Source organism: Nocardiopsis sp. NPDC057823 (assembly GCF_042797335.1).
In the GTDB taxonomy this organism is placed as follows: Bacteria; Actinomycetota; Actinomycetes; order Streptosporangiales; family Streptosporangiaceae; genus Nocardiopsis; species Nocardiopsis changdeensis.
Genome location: NZ_JBHVLR010000017.1, coordinates 1 through 18002, shown reverse-complemented (window position 1 = coordinate 18002; position 18002 = coordinate 1). Strand labels below are relative to the sequence as shown.

18 protein-coding genes and 1 pseudogene are annotated in these 18002 nt (G+C 74.4%); 13 read left to right on the top strand and 6 right to left on the bottom strand.

Features of this window, described 5'->3' with window-relative positions:
- The first annotated feature begins 86 nt into the window (after positions 1-86).
- Positions 87-842, top strand: a complete 756-nt coding sequence (locus ACFVNO_RS23770) for an SDR family NAD(P)-dependent oxidoreductase (protein ID WP_378895789.1) — start codon at positions 87-89, stop codon at positions 840-842.
- Positions 843-1039: 197 nt separating this feature from the next.
- On the opposite strand, the gene ACFVNO_RS23765 is transcribed toward ACFVNO_RS23770, so the two are convergent.
- The gene (locus ACFVNO_RS23765; RefSeq protein ID WP_355264989.1) at positions 1040-1270 is read right to left on the bottom strand and encodes a DUF397 domain-containing protein; all 231 of its coding nucleotides are present in this window, start codon (positions 1268-1270) and stop codon (positions 1040-1042) included.
- A 17-nt stretch (positions 1271-1287) separates the two neighbouring features.
- Positions 1288-2142, bottom strand: coding sequence for a helix-turn-helix transcriptional regulator (locus ACFVNO_RS23760; RefSeq protein WP_355264786.1), 855 nt, complete (start codon positions 2140-2142; stop codon positions 1288-1290).
- Positions 2143-2406: 264 nt separating this feature from the next.
- Here ACFVNO_RS23760 and ACFVNO_RS23755 point away from each other — a divergent pair, with 264 nt between their 5' ends.
- From ACFVNO_RS23755 to ACFVNO_RS23735, 5 genes are all read left to right on the top strand, one after another.
- Positions 2407-2982, top strand: coding sequence for an ATP-binding protein (locus tag ACFVNO_RS23755; RefSeq protein ID WP_378895786.1), 576 nt, complete (start codon positions 2407-2409; stop codon positions 2980-2982).
- 183 nt (positions 2983-3165) lie between these two features.
- Positions 3166-3606, top strand: a complete 441-nt coding sequence (locus tag ACFVNO_RS23750) for a hypothetical protein (RefSeq protein WP_378895784.1) — start codon at positions 3166-3168, stop codon at positions 3604-3606.
- A 74-nt stretch (positions 3607-3680) separates the two neighbouring features.
- A complete protein-coding gene (locus tag ACFVNO_RS23745; RefSeq protein ID WP_378895783.1) occupies positions 3681-4439 on the top strand; it encodes an ABC transporter permease in 759 nt (252 codons plus the stop codon).
- Between the two features lie 62 nt (positions 4440-4501).
- Entirely contained in the window at positions 4502-4813 is a 312-nt protein-coding gene (locus tag ACFVNO_RS23740; protein ID WP_378895781.1) for a hypothetical protein, read from the top strand.
- Positions 4810-5214, top strand: coding sequence for a hypothetical protein (locus ACFVNO_RS23735; protein ID WP_378895779.1), 405 nt, complete (start codon positions 4810-4812; stop codon positions 5212-5214). Before ACFVNO_RS23740 ends, ACFVNO_RS23735 begins: the two co-directional genes overlap by 4 nt.
- A 23-nt stretch (positions 5215-5237) precedes the next feature.
- Here ACFVNO_RS23735 and ACFVNO_RS23730 read toward each other — a convergent pair whose 3' ends face one another.
- Positions 5238-6554: an MFS transporter gene (locus ACFVNO_RS23730; protein WP_378895777.1), complete on the bottom strand. Its 1317-nt coding sequence runs from the start codon at positions 6552-6554 to the stop codon at positions 5238-5240.
- Positions 6555-6703: 149 nt separating this feature from the next.
- Here ACFVNO_RS23730 and ACFVNO_RS23725 point away from each other — a divergent pair, with 149 nt between their 5' ends.
- The gene (locus ACFVNO_RS23725) at positions 6704-7273 is read left to right on the top strand and encodes a TetR/AcrR family transcriptional regulator (protein ID WP_378895775.1); all 570 of its coding nucleotides are present in this window, start codon (positions 6704-6706) and stop codon (positions 7271-7273) included.
- Positions 7274-7389: 116 nt separating this feature from the next.
- Here the strand turns inward: ACFVNO_RS23725 and ACFVNO_RS23720 are convergent, their stop codons facing one another.
- Positions 7390-8286, bottom strand: coding sequence for a dihydrodipicolinate synthase family protein (locus ACFVNO_RS23720; RefSeq protein WP_378895773.1), 897 nt, complete (start codon positions 8284-8286; stop codon positions 7390-7392).
- A 229-nt stretch (positions 8287-8515) separates the two neighbouring features.
- Here ACFVNO_RS23720 and ACFVNO_RS23715 point away from each other — a divergent pair, with 229 nt between their 5' ends.
- Together ACFVNO_RS23715 and ACFVNO_RS23710 are read left to right on the top strand one after the other, a co-directional pair.
- Positions 8516-9277 (top strand): MBL fold metallo-hydrolase, encoded by a 762-nt coding sequence (locus ACFVNO_RS23715; RefSeq protein ID WP_378895771.1) that lies wholly within the window; start codon positions 8516-8518, stop codon positions 9275-9277.
- Between the two features lie 146 nt (positions 9278-9423).
- The gene (locus ACFVNO_RS23710; RefSeq protein WP_378895769.1) at positions 9424-9924 is read left to right on the top strand and encodes a DUF2975 domain-containing protein; all 501 of its coding nucleotides are present in this window, start codon (positions 9424-9426) and stop codon (positions 9922-9924) included.
- A gap of 680 nt (positions 9925-10604) precedes the next feature.
- On the opposite strand, the gene ACFVNO_RS23705 is transcribed toward ACFVNO_RS23710, so the two are convergent.
- Both ACFVNO_RS23705 and ACFVNO_RS23700 read right to left on the bottom strand, forming a co-directional pair.
- A complete protein-coding gene (locus tag ACFVNO_RS23705) occupies positions 10605-11726 on the bottom strand; it encodes an SDR family NAD(P)-dependent oxidoreductase (RefSeq protein ID WP_378895767.1) in 1122 nt (373 codons plus the stop codon).
- Positions 11727-12044: 318 nt separating this feature from the next.
- On the bottom strand, positions 12045-14063 hold the full coding sequence (locus ACFVNO_RS23700) for an ABC transporter ATP-binding protein (protein WP_378895765.1): 2019 nt from the start codon (positions 14061-14063) through the stop codon (positions 12045-12047).
- 459 nt (positions 14064-14522) lie between these two features.
- On the opposite strand from ACFVNO_RS23700, the gene ACFVNO_RS23695 reads away from it, so the two are divergent.
- The 4 genes and pseudogenes from ACFVNO_RS23695 to ACFVNO_RS23680 form a co-directional block, all read left to right on the top strand.
- On the top strand, positions 14523-15785 hold the full coding sequence (locus ACFVNO_RS23695) for an FUSC family protein (protein ID WP_355264746.1): 1263 nt from the start codon (positions 14523-14525) through the stop codon (positions 15783-15785).
- A gap of 93 nt (positions 15786-15878) precedes the next feature.
- Positions 15879-16649 (top strand): MerR family transcriptional regulator, encoded by a 771-nt coding sequence (locus tag ACFVNO_RS23690; RefSeq protein ID WP_378895763.1) that lies wholly within the window; start codon positions 15879-15881, stop codon positions 16647-16649.
- Positions 16646-17002 (top strand): hypothetical protein, encoded by a 357-nt coding sequence (locus ACFVNO_RS23685; protein WP_220561954.1) that lies wholly within the window; start codon positions 16646-16648, stop codon positions 17000-17002. Before ACFVNO_RS23690 ends, ACFVNO_RS23685 begins: the two co-directional genes overlap by 4 nt.
- Before the next feature lie 734 nt (positions 17003-17736).
- Positions 17737-18002 (top strand): annotated as a pseudogene (locus ACFVNO_RS23680) (hypothetical protein); the annotation flags it as partial.

Genomic DNA, 18002 nt, shown 5'->3' with positions numbered 1-18002 from the left:
AGTCGTAACAGCAAAGGTTGCGACTGTGTTGTCGTAACAGTTAGTGTTACGACTGCTGGGAAGGATCGATCAACGAGGTGAGAAGAATGAGCAAGCCCCTCACGGGCAAGACCGCCCTGGTCACCGGCGGGTCCCGCGGACTGGGAGCCGCGACCGTGCGCCTACTGGCCGAGCAGGGCGCCGACGTCGCCTTCACCTACGTCAGCTCGGAGAAGCAGGCGCAGGCTGTTGTCGACGAGGTGCGCGACAAGGGAGCGAAGGCCGTCGCCTTCAAGTCCGACCAGGCGGACACGAGCCGGGCGCCGGCCCTGATTGATGAGGTGGTCGCACACTTCGGCGGCCTGGACATCCTCGTCAACAACGCGGCGATCTCGGTGGAGCAGGGCCGCACCGTCGACGACCCGGAGGCCGATACCGCCGCACTGGACCGGATGCACGCCACCAACTACCTCGGCGTGATCGCCCTCATCCGGGCCGCCTCCCGGGTGCTGCGCTCGGGCGGCCGCATCATCACCGTGAGTTCCGGACTGGGCTCCCGTGTCGGTGCCCCGGGCCTTGCCGACTACTCGGCGACCAAGTCGGGGGTCGAGCGGTACACCATGGGCGTCGCACGGGACCTCGGGCCTCGGAACATCACGGCCAACGTCGTGGAGGCAGGGCTGATGGAGACCGGGATGCAGCCGCCGGACCCCGAGGTCCTCAAGGCCCTGATCGGCTCGCTGTCCCTGCAACGCGTGGGCCACCCCGATGAGATCGCCGCGGCGATCGGCTTTCTGGCGAGCCCCGCCGCGTCGTACGTCACGGGCGCGGTGCTGGACGCCCACGGCGGCTATAACGCCTGAACCGGAACCCGGTGGCGTGTCCCCGAAGCGCAGCGCGCCTTCGGGGGCGCGCCACCGAAGGCCCGCGGGGGTAGGCCCATGGCTTCCCATGGTTCGCGCGGGTCACGTGGATATGTGGATGAGCGGTGCCCGGCAGGGGTTGGCCTTGCCGGGCACCGGTGGTGTTGTGCGGGGGTGGGGAGGAGGGCGGTTCGGGGTCAGCCGCGGGTGGAGTGGAGGAAGGCGGTCCACTCGGGGGAGGGGAAGGGGAGGTGTCCGGCGGTGGGGTGCTTGGAGTCGCGGACGGCGGCCCCGCAGGGCAGGTCGGCGATCTCGACACAGTTCTGATCCTGTGCGCTGTAGCTGCTTTTCCGGAAGTTCGCGGGAAGGTGTGCGACCTCGACGCAATTGCCGTTGACGCCGCTGTAGCTGCTCTTGCGCCACACCATCTGGTCGGTCACTGTAGTCACTCTTCTAGGTCGTGGAGACGGCGGTCGATGAGCGCCAGGGACTGCGCAGCGGTCATCGAGCAGCTCTGTGCGCTGCCGAACATGTCGTTGAACAGTCGGACCTGGCGGTCTTCTTCCAGATACATGCTAGTGACGGGTGTTTCCAGATAGGCGATGCTGGCGTCCCTGGGATCGGGGAAGTCCATGACCACGAAACTTCCCTCGGTGGCCGGATGGGCGCCGGCGGAGAACGGCAGTACGTAGAGGTCGATGTTGTGCCGGGCGGCCAGGTGCACCAGATGGCGCAACTGCTCGGCCATCACCGCGGGCGAACCGACCTGCCGGTGCAGCACGGCCTCGTCCAGGATCGCCATGTAGGTGGGCGGGTCGACCCGGTGCAGGATCTCCTGGCGCTTGATGCGGGCTGCCACGCGCTGGGCGATCTCGTCGTCGTCGCGGACCTGGTTGGCGCGGAAGATCGCGTCGGCGTAAGAGGGCGTCTGCAACAGGCCCGGAATGACCTGGGCTTCGTAGGTGCGCAGAGCACACGCCTCAGCTTCGAAGTCGGCGAGCATCTGCGGCATGAGGTCTTTGTACTGGGCCCACCAGCCCTTCTCCCCGGCGAGTTTGGCCAGCTCATGCAGGGATGCTCGGTCGGCGGGATCGTCCACGCCGTACAGGTCCAGGAGTTTGTCGAGGGTGGCGGAGGGGACGGTCCTGGACTCGGCCTGTTCGATCTTGCTCAGGTTCGACTTGCCCATGCCGATGCCCTTGGCGGCGTCGATGAGGGTCAGGCCGGATTCGCCGCGCAGACGCCTGAGTTCGGAGGAGAGGCGTCGGCGGCGGATGCTGGGGCTGTAGGGAGTGGGCATGGAGTGAGCCTAGCGAAAAAGTTCTAGTGGAATCCACTTAAGACGCTTGACTGGAGTGGATTCCATTACGATGATGAATGTGTAGCCGGTGATCGGCTTCTCACTGAGAGTTGGTGGGGGTCGTTGCTGGTCAGGCTATGCCGTGGCCGTCCCCCGCGTCTGCGAAACGCGCACGTTCACCCTGTTCCACCTTGCGCGGATGGACGCACCGGTCGGGTCCGTTCGAGGCTCTTCGCCACATCCATGCCAAGGAGTGTCTTTGTCATGCTCGCAATCGTTCCCTCACCCCCGCCGATGCCGCCGTTGCCGGAGGTGACCCTTCCCCTCGGGGAACTGGTGCCGCGGCGGTGCCGGCACTACTTCAACCCGCACGCCCGCCGGGCGCACTACAAGGTGCGCTCCTACGAGTTCGGGTCCTCGCCGCAGCTGATGCCGCTGGTCCGGGCGTTCCTGGACGCCAGCGCCGCCGAACGCGACGCCGACTACCGGTACCTGTTCACCCTGCTCGGGTCGGAGCTGGCCGCGAACGCGCTCACCCACTCCCGCTCGGGTCGGCCGTTCGGCACCTTCACGTTGCGCTGCGAGCGCAGCCGTACGGGACTTCGCCTGACCTGCACCGACCAGGGCGATCCCTCCGGCCGCACCACCCCGGACGGGCAGCGCGACCACCTGACCGCCGACCCGGTCGGCCTGGACCCCGACGCCGAATCCGGGCGGGGGCTGGCCCTGGTTGACGCGCTGGCCACCTCCTGGGGCGACAACGGCATCGCCGACCACCGCCAGGTGTGGTTCTTTCTCGCCTACGACCTGACCGGCAACCCCTGGACCACCGCGGCCTGAACCGGTTCGGGCGGGAAGCGCAGCCCCACCGGGCCAATGACACCCGCCCCCGGAACAACTGAGAACACAGGTGCCCCGACCGGTGCTGGAACACCGGATCGGGGCGTGATCACCACCTGCACCAGCCAGGAGATGACCGTGGAACACCCTACAACCGGCCGCCACCGACGGCCCTGCACTGGCATGCCCGCACGCGTGTGGTCCCTGGCCGCCGCACTCCTTGCCACAGCCCTGACCGCGCTCTTCGTCCCCCGCCGAGCCGACCGAAAGCCGCGCGCACTCCCGTCCGCACCCGAACGCAAAGATGTTCCCGGGCGCGGTGACCTGCTCGCCGCTCCGCCCGGATCCCCCGACCGGAACACCTGGCCCGCCGGAGCCTCCGATGCATCCGCCCGCTGGGAGCGGGCCTTCACCAGCCCGAGCGACCGGACGGACACCGACCCCGACCGGATCGCCGGAGCCCTGGTCCGCCCCTACCTGGACCTCGTCCCCCGGCCGCGCCCGGCGGAGCCGGAGGACTACCCGGCCGCGCCCCCGGCCACGGACCAGGGCGAGTTCGCCGAGCCGGCCGACCGAATCCGCGCCTACCTGGCTCTGAACCCGGGTTCCGGGGAGGTCTCCTGACAACCGGGGTCGCCGCGGGGCCGCCCGTGTGCGACGCTCGCTTGCGGGAGACCGCCGGGTGACAGGGGAGGACCATGGGCGAGTCCGAGTTGTTGGTGGTGGGGCCCGCGCTGGCCGTCGCCGTCGTGGTGGCCGTCGCGGCCGCGGCCGGGGTGTCCGCGCTGGGCCGCCTCGGCCACGGCCTCGCCGTGCTGCGCGCCGGCGGCCGCGCGGTCCTGCAACTGGGCGCGGTCTCCTTCCTCATCGCGGCCGTCGTTTCCTCCGGCCCGCTCACCCTCGGCTTCGTCGCGGTCATGCTCACCGTGGCCTCCCTGACCGCCGGACGCCGCATCACCACCACCCGGTGGCGGCCCCTGTGGGCGTTCCTGCCCGTCTGCCTCCCGGTCGTCCCCGTCGTGGTCGCGCTGCTGCTCACCGGCCTGACCCCCGTCAGCGGCCTGGCCGTCATCCCGCTGACCGGGATCCTCACCGGCGGCGCGCTGACCGCGACGGTCCTGGCCGGGCGCCGGGCCACCGAGGAGCTGCGCACCCGCAGGGGCGAGGTCGAGGCCGCCCTGTCCCTGGGCCTGTCGCCGCGCGACGCCGCCCTGGAGATCGGCCGCCCCGCCGCCGCCTCCGCGCTGCTCCCGGCCCTGGACCAGACCCGGACCGTGGGCCTGGTGACCCTGCCCGGGGCGTTCGTGGGCATGCTGCTCGGCGGCGCGACGCCGTTCGAGGCCGGGGCGGTCCAGGTGTTCGTCCTGGCGGGTCTGCTGCTGGTGGAGAGCCTGGCGATCGTGCTCACCGTGGAGCTGGTGGCCCGCGGGGCCCTCCCGGTTCCGGAAAGGGAGTGAGGCCCGGGCACGCGACGCCTCTGCCATGCTGGGCCGCACCGGTCCGGAGAACGGAAAGGCGCGTGCGGCGGATGGGCGGGCGGGAGTACGAGCGGGCGCGGTGGCGGGAGTGGGTCGGCGCCGCGCTCGCCGACCATGAGAGCGGCACGGCCGGGCTGGACCGGGTCGCCGACCTCCTCGTGCTGGGCGCGGCCGAGGCGACCTCGCGCCGCGGCCTGCTCTACGAGCAGGCGTACGAGCTGGCCGCGGAGCTGGAGCGCCACCACGACCTCCGTACGTCCACCTGGAACACCCCCGACGACGTCACCCCCGCCGATGACCGGCAGCCGGCGCGGACCGTCGCGGAGGTCCGGCGCCTGGTCGGGGCGGTATGAGGAACGCCGCGCTGTGGGCGCGGTACGCGGAGACGACCGGTGAGGTGGAGGTGTCCGGGACGCGGGCCGGGCTGCTCGCCCTGGCCGGGGTGCTCCGGGGCGGCGGTGACCTCGCCCTCGCCCCGGTAGCGGATCCGGCGCCCTACGACCGGGCGCTGGCACGGCTCCGTGTTCGGCTCCGAGAGGCGGGCAGGGTCCGGGTGTCCGTCGACGACACCATCCTGCTGATCGAGGGCGGACCCGGGTCCATCGCCGTCCTGGCCGAGAACGTCGAGGGCTTCGCTGCCGAGGCGGACGACCCCCGCCACCACCTCCACATCGATTACTTCCCCGGCCACTTCTACCTGGCCGAGGGCTCGGCGCCGCTCGTCGTGGGTTGGGACACCTCCGCTGACACCTGAGCCGCCGTGGGTCCGCCCGGGCGCTACGGCCTCGCGGAGGGCTCCGCGCCCGTGGCGGCGGCCTTCGGCGGGGCCCCTTCGGACACCCGGGGCGCCCGGCCGCCCGGCGCCCGGCCCGAGCGGTCTGCGAGCACGCCCGCCAACAGCACCACAGCGACACCCGCCGCCGGCACCACCATCAGGCCCGTCCGCAGCGTCGTCGCGTCCGCGATCGCCCCCACCACCGGCGGCGAGCACAGGAACCCCACCCGCATCAGCCAGCTCACCAGCGCCAGCCCCGTCCCCGGCTTCAGCCCGCGCAGCTCGTCGGCCGCGTGCATGGCCGACGGGATGAGCGTCGCCACGCCGAACCCCGCCGCAGCGAACCCCGCGATCGTCCCTGGAACGCTCGGGAACAGCAGCGCCGCGCCCAGCCCCAGCGCGGCGATCGCCCCGCCCGCGCGGGCCACCGCGCGCTGCCCGAACCGGTCGGTGAGCGCGTCGCCCGCCATGCGGCCGACGAACTGCGCTCCCACCAGGGCGATGTACCCGAACGCCGCCAGCGACGCCGTCGCCCCCAGGTGGTCGGACAGGTACACCGCACCCCAGGTGCTGCCCGCGTCCTCCACCATGATCCCGGCGATGGAGATGACGGCCAGCGCCGCCAGGATCGCGTACCTGGTCCAGGCCGCGCCGCTCACACCCCGGACCTCCTGCTCGGCCCCGCCGCCGGCCTCCGCGGCCCCCTCGCGGTCCGGTCCAGGCAGCGTCCAGCGGTAGGCGGTCAGCGCCGTCGCCGACAGCAGCACGGCCGCCACCGCCAGGTGGACGCCCGGGGACACTCCCAGCCCCGTGGCCGCCGCGCCCATCAGGCCGCCGATCACCGCGCCCACGCTCCACAGGGCGTGGAACGAGTTGAGCACCGACCGCCGGTACAGCCGCTGCACCCGCAGCCCGTGCGCGTTCTGGGCCACGTCCACGACCGCGTCGAACGCCCCCGCCAGGAACAGCGCACCCGCCAGCAGCGCCCACGTGGGGCCCACCGCCGCGCCGAGCATGCACAGCGCCGTCAGCACCGTTCCGAACGCCGCCACCCGGGACGACCGGAACCGGCGGATGACCGGCCCCGCCGCCATCCCCGCCACCAGCGCGCCCGCAGGGAACGCCGCGATGGCCAGCCCGTACTGGGCGTTGCCCAGCTCCAGCGCCGCCTTGATCTCCGGGTAGCGGGGGACGAGGTTGGCGTAGAGCGCGCCGTTGGTGAGGAACAGCAGCGACACCGCGGCCCGCGCGCGGCGGACGCTCCGGTCCACGGGCGCGCGCCCGGCGGCGGGTGCGGCGGGGGAGTCCGGCGCGCTCATGGTGGGACCTCCAGGGGAACGGCAGAAGGTGTACGACCGTACACCTGTCGCGTACGATCGTACACTCCGGAGAAGCGCGGATCGAGACCACGCCCCCCGGGGATCCGCGAGAATGGCCCCGTCGGAACCGGCGGCGGAGAGGAGTCAGGGTGGCGACCGGACGGGTGGACCCCGAACGCAGGGAGCGCATCATCGCCGCCGCCGCCGACCTCATCGCCGAGGAGGGCGTGGCCGGGACCTCCCACCGCAAGGTGGCCGCCCGCGCCGAAGTCCCGCTGGGCTCGATGACCTACCACTTCGCGGGCATGGACGAGCTGCTGCGCGAGGTGTTCTCCCGCTTCGCCCAGGACCTCAGCCGCAGGTTCGAGCAGCGCCTGGCCCGGGCCCGGAACCTGGAGGAGGCCCGCGAGGCCGTCACCGCCCTGGTCCACGACGAGCTGATGACCTCCCCGCGCGAGCTGGTCCTCACCCACGAGCTGTACACCCTGGCCGCCCGCCGCCCCGCCTACCGGGAGCTCACCCGGGCGTGGATGCTCCGCAGCAGGCGCGCCCTGGAGCGCCACTTCGACCCGCTGACCGCCCGGCAGGTCGACGCGCTCATCGAGGGGCTGACCATCCATCGCGCCCTGGAGCTGGAGCCCCACGACCGCGCGCTGACGGCGGACGCCGTCGCCCGCCTCACCGCCGCCCCGTCGCCGGGCGGCCCCACCGAGGGCTGAGGACGTCCCGAACGGCGACCGCTCGGGGCGGTTCGGGCGGATGGTGCGCCCGGCCGCCCGCGCGTCGGCTTCCGGTTCCGGGGTCGTACGGCCTGCCCGGGGCCCGGTCCCGGCCCCTACTCCTGTCCCAGCCCCAGCTCCTCGACGACGCGGGCGACGCGGTCGCGGTCCTGCGGACCGAGGCCGCGCAGCGGCAGCGGCAGGCTCGGGCCGCGCACCAGCCCCAGGTGCTCGGCGATCGCCGCGGCCACCCGGAGGCTGCCGTGCCGGGCGAACAGGTCCCACAGGGGGCCAAGGCGCGCGGAGAGTTCCTCGGCCCGCTCCGCCGCGCCGGACCGGGCGGCGCGCACGATCTCCAAGGCAGGGGCGGGCAGGGTGCCGCCGATGACCGAGTACCAGGCGTCGCAGCCCGCGTTCAGCCCGGTGGCGCCGAAGGCGTCCCCGGACACGCCGACCGTGACGCCCTGGGGCAGGAGCTCCCGGAGCCGGGCCACCCGCCGGGCGGCTTCCGCGGGGTCGGCGGGCACCCCGGGGATCTTCAGCGACGCGACGCCGGGCAGCCGCGCGACGTCGCGGTAGAGGTCGTCGGTGAAGGAGAAATGCGTGGTCCGCGGGTTGTCGTACACGACGAGCGGCACGGACAGGGCGCGGGTCACGTCCTCGTAGAGGCCGTACACGTCGTCCGGGGTGAGCTCCTGGTACGACACCGGCGCCAGTAGCACGCCGGACGCCCCGGCCCGCTGGGCGTCCTCGGCGAACTCCAGGACGTGCGAGGTGCGCAGGGCGCCGATGCCCGCTAGGACGGGCACCTCCCCGGCGTGCTCCACGGCCAGCCGGACCACACGGGCGCGCTCGTCGCGGGTGAGGTAGGCGTAGGAGCCGGTCGACCCCAGGGCGGTGATCGAGTCGACGCCGGCCCTGGCCAGGCGCCCGACCAGGCCGGCGAAGGCGGCCTCGTCGACGCGGTCGCGGTGGATCGGGGTGAGCGGGAAGGCGCTGAGGCCGGTGAACATGGGCACTTCCGTGGATCGTCGGGCGGACCGGCGGGGGCGCCGCCGGGCGGGCCGGGTCCGGGACCCGGCGGCGGGAAGACTACCGCGTCACCCCTCGCCCCTGGCGCCCTGTGACGGTGATCGCCCGGTCGCGGGGAGTGTCGCTCGCCCACCTTCGGCGGCCGCTCCGATAGAGAAAGGGGGACGCCCCCGGTGGGCGACGCGCTCCTTCAGCCGTCGAGAGGACCATATGGGCAGCATCCCCGACGAGGTCGCCCCCGGTGTCTTCCGCCTCGGCGACGAGGTGGTGAACTTCTACCTGGTGGACACCGACGAGGGCCTGGTCCTCGTCGACGCCGGGCTGCCCACGCACAGCTCCGCGTTCCTGGACGCGGCGTCCCGGGTGGGCGGGCGGCTGCGGGCCGTCCTGCTCACCCACGGCCACCCCGACCACATCGGCCTGGCCGCCCGCGTCCTGGAGCACTCGGGAACGGCGGTGTGGGTGCACGAGGGCGACGCGCCGCTGCTGGGCGGCGGCCCCGCGCAGGCGATCGTGCACGCCCCTCCCGAGCGCTCGATGCTGCCCTACCTGCTGCGCCGTCCGCGGGCCGCCCGCCTGCTCGCTCACCTGGAGGGGTCGGGGGCGTTCAACGCGCCGCCGGTGCCGGAGTACTCCACGTTCGTCCACGGCCAGGTCCTGGAGGAGGTGCCCGGAAGCCCGCGGGTGGTGGGCGCGCCCGGGCACACCCCGGGCAGCGCCGCGTTCGTCTGGGACGACCGCGGGGTGGTGTTCACGGGGGACGCGCTGGTCACCTACGACCCGACCACCGGCCGCAAGGGACCGACCACGATCAGCCGGATGTCCACGCACAAGGGCGCCCAGGCGATGGCCTCGCTGGAGCGGCTGGCGGAACTGGGGGAGGAGGCCGTGGTGCTGCCCGGCCACGGCGACCCCTTCACCGACGGGCCGCGCGCGGCGGCCGAGGAGGCGATCGCGCGCGGGATCCAGTAGGGCCGCCCGGGGGTGTCCGCGCGGCGGTGCCGGGCGGGGCCCGCCGGATCGGGGGAGAACCACGGGGCGTTCACGGCTGTCTACCCGGACGAACGAGTTGCACCGAACCTATTGACTTTCGATAGGTATCTATCGATACTCGATGCATGCGCAGCTACATCACCCTGGTCCTGCGGGCCGGCGTCGCGATGGCGATCCTCACCGGCCTCTTCGGCCAGATCGTCGTCATCCCCGGTGTCGCCGCCAGCGAGGTCGAAAGCTTCCCTCCCTACGCCCCCTACGAACTCCCCTATGTCACCCTTGCCGTTCTCGGCGTCGCCTGTGTGCAGGTCGCCCTGGTCGCCGTGTGGGCGCTGCTCGCGATGGTCGAGCGCGATGCGATCTTCACCCGCCGGGCGTTCTTCTGGGTGGACGTCATCATCGGGGCCACCCTCGCGGCGTCCCTGATCACCGCCGGGGTCACCGGGCACCTGTTGGTGGACTCGAACATCCCCTCTCCCGCCGACGGCATGGAGTTGATCGGCGCCCTGGGCGCCGCCGTCGTCACCACTGCCGGGGGCATCGCCTTCGCCCTGCTGCTCATCCTCATGCGCGGACTGCTGCGCAAGGCGGCCGACCTGCAGACGGAGATGTCCGAGGTCGTCTGAAGCGGATGGTGTATCCGGTCGAGTGCTTCGACTCCTTGAAGCGGATGTCTTATCCGGTTGGTCGAATCGGCCCACCGAACCGGATGGCCGATCCGGTTGGGTGAACTGGATAGTCTATCCGGGTGGTTGGATCGTCCCACTGAACCGGATGGCCTATCCGGATGGTGGGATCAGCCCGCCGAAACGGTACGCGCGGGCTCTGGGCCCCGATCCGCCTTCGGTCGCGCCCCGACCGTCCACGGCGCACGAGGGCTGCCGGACGATGGCCTTGCCGGAGCGGTCGGCGGAACCGGGGGAGGAGGCCGTGGTGTCGCCCGGCCGCGCGTCTCCTTCGCTGCCCGGCCGCGCGGCGCCGAGCGGGTGATCGAGCGCGGGAGCCGGTAGGGCCGCCCGCCCGTGGCCGCCTGTCGAGGTCGTTCCCGCGCGATCGCCTGCTCGGATTCGACCGGCGGTCGCGACACCGCCCTGTCCCGGCAAGGCGGGCTGCTCCCGCGGAGCCTTGATCGGTGTCCTCCACTCGAGGTCTTCCGCGGCCGCCCGTTCAACGCCGCGGCAACGGCCCGCGGATCCCGCGCGTGGTCCGCGCCCGGGCGTTCGCACCGGGTTCCGAGTCGTACCGGTGCCGCCCGGCCACACGTTCCTCCGCCGGCGTGGCGGCCCCGGCGGCCGGGGCCGCCGAGTCAGCTCCCGTGCCGGGGCTCCTGGTTGAGGTCGTCGGCGGCCCGCTCGTTGAGCACGGCGGCCGTCCGCACGGCGCCGTTGACCATCCCCTCGTCCGCCTCGGCGCCCCGCTTCTCGGCGGGTTCCTCCGGCGGGCCCGGCAGGACCCCGGCCATGACCCGCATGAGCCGCTGCACCAGCGACGGGCACAGCCCGCGCGCCGCGACGACCGCCGCCGCCAGCGGCGTGATCACCAGGTACGGGCGCCCGCGCGCGGCCGCCTCGACGATCCGGCGGGCGGCGTGCCCGGCGCCCGCCGACACCAGCGGCAGGCCGGCGCCCAGGGCGAACCAGCTGTACTCGCGCTCGGCGTTCCCCGAGAACACCGCCGCCCGGTGCGAACCGGTGCGCATCAGCCCCGGCACCACCGTGGTGACCCGAACCCCCCGGCGCGCGAGCTCCGCGCCCAGCCCCTCCGACAGGGCGACCTCGGCGAACTTGGCGCACGAGTACGGCAGCAGGTGCGGCACGCTGAGGTGGCCGCCGATGGACGTGATGGTCACCAGCGAGCCGCCGGTCCGCGACAGCGGGCCGATCGCGGCCCGGGAGATCCGCAGCGGGGCCCAGAACATCGTCTCCATCGCGTCGCGGAAGTGCTCCTCGGTGAGCACCTCCTGCGGTCCCACCTGGATGATCCCGGCGTTGTTGACGACGAAGTCCAGGTGGCCGAAGGCCGCCTCGGCCTCCTTCACCAGGCGCTCGGCCCCCTCCGGGTCGCGCACGTCGCACCGGATGCCGCGGGCCGGAACGCCGCGTGCCTCCAGGTCGGCCACGGCCCGGTCCAGCTCGTCGCCGTCGCGCGCGCAGACCACCACGGACGCGCCGCGCTCGCCGAACTCCCGGGCCAGGCTCAGGCCGAGCCCGCGCGAGCCGCCGGTGACCAGGGCGACCCGCCCGGCGAGCCGTGTGGTGTGCGGCCGTGGTGCCAGCGCCGCCGCTCCGACGCCCAGCGCGGCGCCGGCCGCGGCCCAGGGCAGTACCCCGCCGCTCCGGCTCCGCCGCGCCTGCTGTGGCTCGTCCCGGCGGAGCCGGGACGCCGCCCGGGCCGCCAGGAGCGGGACCAGGACGGTCTTCGCCTTCATCACCGGTCGCCTCCTTCGCGTCTGCTCCGGTTCCGCGTTCCGCGCGGCCGGTCCGTTCCCGCGGAGCGAACCCCCACAGGCCCTCGGGCGGGGAGCGCCGGACGCGGCCCCTGCGGTCCCCCGTGGCGGCGCCCCCGAGCACCGCCGTCCTGTGGACCCGCCGTGTAGGGACGCGGCTACCCGGGACCGTACGGGCCGAAACAGCGGGCGCCCCGTGCCGCCCCGTCCCGCCCCGTGCCGCCCCGGAGCGGAACGGGTCGCGGAGGCCACGACCGGCGACCGGCGGGGCCGCCGCCCGCCGAACACCGCCGCTCCGGCTCAGCCGGTGGGGTCGGGCTCCTGGGCGCGTTCCCGCTCCCGGTAGGCCTGCGCCTGGAGGTCCCACAGCTCCCGGTACACGCCGCCCCGCTCCATCAGCTCCTCGTGGGACCCCCGGTCCACCACCCGCCCCCGCTCCAGCACCACGACCACGTCGGCCATCCGCACCGACGCCAACCGGTGCGTGATGAGCACGACCGTCGCCCCCGTCCGCCCCGCGTGCGCGTGCAGCGAGGAGAAGAACCGGTGCTCGGCCCGGGCGTCCAGCGCCGACGTGGGCTCGTCCGCGATCAGCAGCGGCACCGCCGACCCGTCGTCGCCCCGGTGGAACCCCCGGGCCGCCGCGAGCCGCTGCCACTGCCCGCCCGACGGCTCGTGGCCGTGCGCGAACCGCTTGTCCAGCAGCGTCTCCCACCCGCGCGGCAGGTCCGCCACCACCGTGTCGGCGTGCGCCGCCCCGGCCGCCCGCGCCAACCGCTCCGGGTCGTCCTCCGGGCCGCCCATCACCACGTTGCCGCGCGCCGTCATCGGCCAGTGCGTGTGGTCCTGGGCGATCACCGCGATCCGCGAGCGCAGGTCGTCGGCGTCCACCCCCGCCAGATCGGTCGCGTCCCAGCACACCCGTCCGGCGTCGGGCGTGTACAGCCCCGACAGCAGCTTGGCCAGGGTGCTCTTGCCCGACCCGTTCTCGCCGACCAGCGCCACCGTCCGCCCCCGGGGCAGCACCAGGTCCACCCCGGCCAGCGCCGGACCCGTGGCGCCGTCCCCGTCCCCGTCCGCCTTGGGATAGGAGAACGTCACGTCCTCCACCCGGATCTCCGCGAACCCCTCCGGGGCGGGCGGAAGGTCCCGGCGGGGCGTGCGCTCGCGGGCCTTCTCCTCCAGCTCCACCAGGTCGGCGACGTACAGCCCCGCCTCGTAGACCTGGCCCACCGACACCAGCACCGTGCCCAGCGCGCCCTGGGCGACCCGCACCGCCACCACGGCCGCCCCGGCCGCCGCGATCGGCACGACCCCCTCGACCAGCAGCACCCCCAGCGCGACGAACACCACCACCGTGGCGGCCCCGCCCAGGGCCCCGCCCGCCACCCGGATCAGCGCCATCCGCGTCGCCAGCCGCAACCGGGCCTGGAGCTCCCGTTCGGCGAACCGGTCGAACTCGGCGCGCAGCCGCGGGCCCATCGTGTACGAGCGCAGCTCGGCGGCGGTGCGCCGGTCGATCATCAGCTGCTGGAGCATGAACTTGCGGCGCATGACCTCGGTGAGCCTCAGCGTCAGCCGGTACCGCAGCCGGGCGGACGCCGCCGAGCTCCACCACTGGGGGACCATCGCCACCAGGATCAGCGGCAGCAGCACCGGGTGCAGCGTGCCCAGCACACCCGCGGCCGCGGCGATCGCCACCAGGCCGGTGAGCACGTCCAGACTGGTGCGGACCAGCACCCCCATCTGGTCGCAGCCGGTGGCGTACCCGCGGAACACGTGGTCGTTGAAGGCGCTGTCGTCGAAGGCCGCCGCCTCCACCCCCGTGACCGTCTCGTTGAACCGGCGCTCGGCGGCCAGCACCACCTTGGGCTCCAGCCGGGCCTGGGCGCGCCCGGCCAGCGCCCCGCACGCGCCCCGGGCGAGCAGGGCCGCCGCGAGCAGGAGCAGCGAGGGCAGCGCCGCCCGGATCCGGTCGGGGGTGGGCACGGCCGCGAACACCTCCTCCAGGACGGCGTTGGTCGCCACCAGCGCCCACGCGGTGGCCGCGCCCATCCCCAGCCCGAACACGACGGTGGCGGCCAGGTCTCCGGGCCCCGCCCGGCGGCCCACGGCCAGGGCCCGACCGACCAGCACGGGCATCCGGCGCGCCATCGACCACCAGGTGGCCTGGCGGGCCCGTTCGCGGAACATCCGGTACTCCGAGGTGGCGAGCCGCTCGGCGTCCGCGTCGGGGGAGTCGGAGGAGGCGTCGTGCCCTGGATCGTTCCCGGCTCCGGTGTCGGCGCCGGAGCCGGCGTTGGTGTCGTGGTCGTGCAACAGGCGTTCCTCTCCGTTTCCGTGGCGGGGACAGGCCGATCATGACGGTCCGGTCCGTCGCCGGGGGAGGGGGCGACCGATTGCGGTCCGACCGCATCGGGCCACGGAGGGTCCCGCCGGGGGTGCACGCGCGCGTCCGGCGGCCGGGACGGGCCCGGACCGGCCGGGTAAGGGGCGATCCGAATCCGTGTTCGATGCGGTCTCCGGTGCCCTTCCGGGGGCCGTCGCGCCGCCTGTCACCGACCGGGGGAGAGCGTCACGGAGTTCGCCCTTTGAGTGCCAAGAGGCCTTTTGTCGCCTTGATGCCCGTTCGGGTTCCGTGTCCGGGTACGCGCCCCGCGCGAAACGCGGCGATCACGCAGAACCCGCACTCTCCCGACCCGTGCCGATATCAATGGAACCGCGACCGCGCCCGCCCCCCGCCACGGCGTCCGGACTCCGGTGAGGGAGAGGTGGTACATGGCTGGTCTTCGGGCGCGCACCCGTGACCTGCGGCACCGGATCGAGCAGACGGCGGCGGTGGTCCGCGACCGCCTCACCGCCCACACCTGGTCGGTGGTGCAGGCCACCCTCGCGGCCGTGATCGCCTGGACCGTCGCCGGCGGCCTCGTCCAGGACCACAGCCCGTTCTTCGCCCCCATCGCCGCCGTCATCGCGCTCAACGCCTCCGGCGGCGAACGCGGCTCCAACGCCCTCAAACTCCTCACCGGGGTGTTCATCGGCATCGGCGCGGGCGAGCTCGCCCTGGCCGTGGACGTCGGCGAGCTCGTCACCATGAGCGCGGCCACCCTGCTGGCCATGCTCGTGGCCGTCGCCATCAACGCCGAGCGCATCGTCATCGGGCAGGCCGCGGCCAGCGCCATCCTGACCACGATCTTCATCGGGGACGGCAGCCCCGGCATCGACCGGCTCGTCGACGCCCTCATCGGCGCGGGCGTCGCCCTGGTGTTCAGCCAGCTGCTGTTCCCCGCCCGGCTGGTCGCGCTGCTGCGGCGCATCGAGGTGGACGCGCTCGGCGAGATGTCGGGCATGCTCACCGGCGTCGCCCAGGCCCTGGACGAGGAGGGCGACGTCTCCAGCCAGCAGATGGTCAACCGGCTCGGCGACCTCAGCCGGCCGATGGCGGAGCTGAGCCGCGCCCGCGAGGCCAGCATGACCACCATCCGGCTGTCCACGATCCGCTGGGGCGACCCGCAGCCGGTGCTGGACGAGGACGAGATCATCGAGCGCCTCATCCTGCTCGGCGAGAGCTGCCTGTTCCTGTGCCGCAGCACCGCCGCGATGGGTGCCCACGAACGCCGCGAGCTGGTCCCGATCGTGTCCGGCATGGCCGACGTGCTGGCCACCCTCGCCGACGACCTCAGCAGCCGGGAGGCTCGCGAGCAGGCGGTGGAGCAGGCGCTGATGACCGCGCGCATGTACGGGCCGGGACGGCCCGACGACGACCAGGTCACCCAGGCCACCCACCTGGCGGTGGAGATGGTCGCCACCGACATCATGCTGTTCGCGGGCATCCGGTTCGAGGAGGTGGAGGAGGTCCTCCAGGGAGATCTGGAGGACCCGAGGATCCCGCCGCCGCCGGGGGTGCCCTGGCTGCCGTGGCTGCGCTGGCACCCCCGCCTGGGACCGGTCCGGGACCGCTTCGCCCGCTGGGGGCCGGGACCGCGCAGGCCGGGCGGGCCCCGGCGCTTCGGCCGCTGGCGCCCTGGGCCGCCCGGCTGACGGGCCGGCGCGTCCGGGGTTGCGGTTGACGCGGGGTCAACGCCTAACGTCGGTGACCGGACCGGAGGTACCGGTCCGACGAGGGGAGCGGTCATGCCGACCTGGCCGACCGGGCAGGTGTGCCGGATGACCGGCGTCAGCTCGCGGACCCTGCGGCACTACCACCGCATCGGCCTGCTGCGGCCCGCCGCGGTGGGGGCCGGCGGGGTGCGCCACTACGGCCGCGCCGAGCTGCTGCGGCTCCAGCGCATCCTGCTCATGCGCGAGCTGGGGCTGCCCCTGGCCGACATCGCCGCCGTGCTCGACGCCGGCGGCGACCCGGCCGGGGCGCTGCGCACCCACCTGCGCGACCTGCTGGCCGAACGCGACCGCATCGACACCCTCGTCACCACCGTGCGCCGCACCCTGGACGCACTGGAGGAGGAGGGGACCATGGGCGCACTCGACCCCGAGACGCTCTTCGCCGGATTCGACACCGCCGCCTACACGGACCGCGCCCGCGCGCAGTGGCCGGCCCAGTGGGAGCAGGCGGCCCGCGCCGCCGACGGCCGGGCCCCGGCCGACTGGGAGGCGGACCGGGCCGGACTGGCCGCCCAGCTGGAGCGGATGGCCGCCCACCTGGCGGCGGGGCGGCCGGTCACCGACCCGGCCGTGCAGGCGGAGGTGCACGACCACTACCTGCGTGTCTCCCGCATGTGGACGCCCGACGCCGACTCCTTCGCCCACCTGGGGCGCGTGTACGCCGAGGAGGGGCCCTGGCGGGAGGTGTACGAGGCGGTCGCGCCGGGGCTGGCCGACTACCAGTGCGAGGCCATGGCCGCCTACGCCCTGGCCCGCCTGGACACCCGGAGGGAGGGGACGTGATCCCGCCCCACTGGACGGCGCACCGCCGGGAGGAGGACGGCGAGGTCCTGGGCTACCTCGCCCCGGCGGGTGCGGGGGCCTACACCCCGATGACCCCGTTCGGGCACGCGGCGGGCGCCCCGTCCGCCGAGGCCGAGGCCCGCGCCGCCCTGGACGCCCGCGGGCTGGCCTATCTGGCCGACCGCTGGCTGCTGGAGCTGCCCGGGCGGGCCGAGCCGATCACCGTGCGGATCGTGGAGGTGGGCCCCGACCGCATGCGGGTGGCCAACGCCGACTTCGGCTATGAGGAGGCCGACCTGGGGCACGTCTTCACGCTGGACGTCCCCGAGCCCGGCCGCCTGCGCCCCGCCTGAGCGCCGGTCGCCGAGGCTGGGGGCCCGGGGCGCCGTGCCGCCGCCCGGCGGACGGGCCCGCCCGGCCGAGGGGTCCGCCGCCCTCCCGTCCTCGCGGCCGGAACGGAGCGCCCCGGCCCGGGGCCGTCGCCGGTGGGCGGCGGCCCCGGGCGGCTGCTCGGCGGGGGCGACCTGGAATTCCAGGTGACGGGAAAGTGGCCGGGAGATGAATGGAATCCTCGGTGATCGGGGTAGGGAACACACAACGTGACCCTCCGTGTACGGTTCCCCCGGAATGTTCCCGACAGGAGACTTTTGCAGACCCGACGGATCCCTGCCCCCGTTCCGTTCGCCCGTCCCCGCGCCCGCTCCCGCCCGGTGAGAAGACCCGGGCCCCGCCGCGCGCCCGCCGCCGCGGCGGGCGGACCCTCCCGCTCCTGAGGAGGGCGGCGCGCGGGGTGGCACGGCCCGCTCCCCGGCGGGTCATCGCACCGCGTCCCCGCGGCGGTCCTCCCGGACCGGCCCCCGTACCGCGCGCCCCGTGTCCGGCACGCCCCCGGACCGCCCCCTCCCGACGCGCCCCGTGACGCGCGGCCGGTCCCCGGCCGCGTCCGCACCGCCGGTGCCCCGCACAGCACCCGCGGTCCTTCGGCGACCCCCGAGCGGCATCCCGACACCACCGCCCGGGCCCTTGCCGTACCCGGAAACGGGGCGCCTCCCGACGCCGCCCCGACCACCGGAAAGCGTGGAACGCAGTGACCGTACAGATCGATCCCCCCTCCCACCAGCCCTTCCCCCTGCCGCACGCCTCCGTGGACGCCCCCGTCCACGCGGGGACGGCGGCCCCGGAGACGCATGCGCGGCTCCGGGCTCCCGGGCGCGACCGCCGCACCGCCCCGCCCCGGCCGGGCGCCGTCCCCGGCCCCCGCCCGAGCACCGACGACACGGCCCGGCCGCCGGGGGAGGACCCGCCGGGCCCGCCCGCCCGCGCACCCCGCGCGCCCCGCCGGCCCCCCGGCGG

Coding starts and splice junctions, on each gene's coding strand:
- ACFVNO_RS23715 (WP_378895771.1), top strand. CDS start 8,516: ATGGGCAGCATCCCCGACGAGGTCGCCCCCGGTGTCTTCCGCCTCGGC.
- ACFVNO_RS23710 (WP_378895769.1), top strand. CDS start 9,424: ATGCGCAGCTACATCACCCTGGTCCTGCGGGCCGGCGTCGCGATGGCG.
- ACFVNO_RS23765 (WP_355264989.1), bottom strand. CDS start 1,270: ATGGTGTGGCGCAAGAGCAGCTACAGCGGCGTCAACGGCAATTGCGTC.
- ACFVNO_RS23745 (WP_378895783.1), top strand. CDS start 3,681: ATGGGCGAGTCCGAGTTGTTGGTGGTGGGGCCCGCGCTGGCCGTCGCC.
- ACFVNO_RS23720 (WP_378895773.1), bottom strand. CDS start 8,286: ATGTTCACCGGCCTCAGCGCCTTCCCGCTCACCCCGATCCACCGCGAC.
- ACFVNO_RS23705 (WP_378895767.1), bottom strand. CDS start 11,726: ATGAAGGCGAAGACCGTCCTGGTCCCGCTCCTGGCGGCCCGGGCGGCG.
- ACFVNO_RS23735 (WP_378895779.1), top strand. CDS start 4,810: ATGAGGAACGCCGCGCTGTGGGCGCGGTACGCGGAGACGACCGGTGAG.
- ACFVNO_RS23690 (WP_378895763.1), top strand. CDS start 15,879: ATGCCGACCTGGCCGACCGGGCAGGTGTGCCGGATGACCGGCGTCAGC.
- ACFVNO_RS23755 (WP_378895786.1), top strand. CDS start 2,407: ATGCTCGCAATCGTTCCCTCACCCCCGCCGATGCCGCCGTTGCCGGAG.
- ACFVNO_RS23750 (WP_378895784.1), top strand. CDS start 3,166: ATGCCCGCACGCGTGTGGTCCCTGGCCGCCGCACTCCTTGCCACAGCC.
- ACFVNO_RS23760 (WP_355264786.1), bottom strand. CDS start 2,142: ATGCCCACTCCCTACAGCCCCAGCATCCGCCGCCGACGCCTCTCCTCC.
- ACFVNO_RS23730 (WP_378895777.1), bottom strand. CDS start 6,554: ATGAGCGCGCCGGACTCCCCCGCCGCACCCGCCGCCGGGCGCGCGCCC.
- ACFVNO_RS23770 (WP_378895789.1), top strand. CDS start 87: ATGAGCAAGCCCCTCACGGGCAAGACCGCCCTGGTCACCGGCGGGTCC.
- ACFVNO_RS23695 (WP_355264746.1), top strand. CDS start 14,523: ATGGCTGGTCTTCGGGCGCGCACCCGTGACCTGCGGCACCGGATCGAG.